This is a genomic window from Methylobacterium sp. E-045 (genome assembly GCF_022829685.1).
GTDB lineage: Bacteria > Pseudomonadota > Alphaproteobacteria > Rhizobiales > Beijerinckiaceae > Methylobacterium.
Map to the genome: position 1 here is coordinate 1 of NZ_JAKSYE010000020.1, position 1175 is coordinate 1175.

At 65.2% G+C, this 1175-nt stretch carries 1 protein-coding gene; it reads left to right on the plus strand.

Going from position 1 to position 1175, the window contains the following annotated elements:
* Positions 1-1175: oxalate/formate MFS antiporter (gene oxlT, locus MKK51_RS01160; protein ID WP_243974475.1), on the plus strand; the 1175-nt coding region annotated here is incomplete at both ends.

Here is a 1175-nt window from a genome sequence, read left to right on the forward strand (position 1 = left end):
CGTTGGGGTCAGCTGGTGATCGGCGTGATCTGCATGGTGATGATCGCCAACCTGCAATACGGCTGGACGTTCTTCGTCCCCGACATCCAGAAGAAGTTCGGCTTCGACCGGGCGGCGATCCAATGGGCCTTCACCCTGTTCGTGCTGTTCGAGACCTGGCTGGTCCCGATCGAGGGCTGGTTCGTGGACAAGTACGGCCCGCGCGTGGTCGTGCTGTTCGGCGGACTGCTCTGCGGCATCGGCTGGGTCATCAACTCCTACGCCGCCTCGCTCAACATGTTCTATCTCGGCCAGGTCGTGGCCGGCATCGGTGCCGGCGCCGTCTACGGCACCTGCGTCGGCTCGGCCCTGAAATGGTTCCCCGACAAGCGCGGGCTCGCCGCCGGCATCATCGCCGCCGGCTTCGGCGCCGGATCGGCGCTCACCGTCGCCCCGATCCAGTGGATGATCGCCGACCACGGCTTCCAGGCCGCCTTCTTCAACTTCGGCATCGGCCAGGGCCTCGTCGTCTGCGCGCTGGCCTTCTTCTTCACCGCCCCCAAGAAGGGCCAGGTGCCGGAGGTCGTCGCCAACGCCAACATCATCCAGACCCGGCGCAACTACACCCCCGGCGAAGTCGCCCGCCAGCCGATCTTCTGGCTCATGTACTTCATGTTCGTCATCGTCGGCGCCGGCGGCCTGATGATCACCGCCAACCTCAAGCCCATCGCCTCCGATATCGGCGTCGACAAGGTGCCCGTCACCATCATGGGCATCACCATGGTGGCCATCACCTTCGCCGCCACCATCGACCGCGTCCTCAACGGCCTCACCCGACCCTTCTTCGGATGGGTCTCCGACAAGATCGGCCGCGAGAACACCATGTTCGTCGCCTTCGCCATGGAAGGCTTCGGCATCTACATGCTCTACCTCTGGGGCCACGACCCCCTGTGGTTCGTCCTGCTCTCCGGCTTCGTGTTCTTCGCCTGGGGCGAGATCTACTCCCTCTTCCCCTCCACCTGCACCGACACCTTCGGCACCAAGTTCGCCGCCACCAATGCCGGACTGCTCTACACCGCCAAGGGAACAGCCGCCCTCCTCGTGCCCGTGGCCAACTACCTCCAGCAGGCCACAAACAGCTGGGACGGCGTCTTCCTCGTCGCAGCCGGCGCCAACATCCTCGCCTCCCTCCTCGC